The 717-nt window shown below is 48.3% G+C and carries 1 pseudogene; it reads left to right on the top strand.

The features are described 5' to 3' along the window. Positions 1–61: 61 nt before the first annotated feature. Positions 62–717, top strand: a pseudogene (locus R8N47_RS25125) (phospho-sugar mutase); the annotation flags it as partial.

Here is a 717-nt window from a genome sequence, read left to right as displayed (position 1 = left end):
GGATACTTTTTCAGAAAAAGTGTCCAAACAAGTAGGCTCCCCCTGCTAAGGAATGAAAGATATGACAGCACTAATTACTCAATGGCTAGCGCGAGATCCTGACCCTAAAACTCGTGAAGAGCTTCAGCACCTCGTTGATACGAATAATGAACAAGAACTTTCTGACCGCTTCGGCTCCCGTCTTGCCTTTGGTACCGCGGGTCTTCGTGGCAAAGTGGGCGCAGGTCCAAACCGAATGAACCGTTTGGTGATTCAAGAAACTGCCACAGGTCTCGGCCACTATTTACTTGAACAAGTACAAGATGCAGCGAGTCGCGGCGTTGTTATTGGTTACGATGGCCGACCAGATTCTAAACAGTTCGCGCACGACACTGCTTCTGTCTTAACAGCACTCGGTATCAAGGTTTACCTAACCTACCAAGTCGCGGCAACGCCTATTGTTGCTTTTGGTGTACGCACAATGAATGCTGCAGCGGCCGTTGTTGTAACCGCTAGCCACAATCCACCCGAATACAACGGCTTCAAAGTGTATTGGGAAAATGGCGCGCAAATCATTCCACCTCACGACTCGGGCATCGCGGCAAAAATTGATGAAGCGACCACAAAGCCTCTGCCGTTGATGTCTTTAGACGATGCTAAACAACAAGGCTTACTGGTTTGGTTGGAAGACGATTACTACCAAACTTACCGTAAAACCATGAACGAAAATGCTCTGCT

This window comes from Vibrio sp. 2132-1 (genome assembly GCF_033344315.1).
Note: the sequence above shows the minus strand (reverse complement) of the source record. Positions and strands in the feature narration are given on the sequence as shown.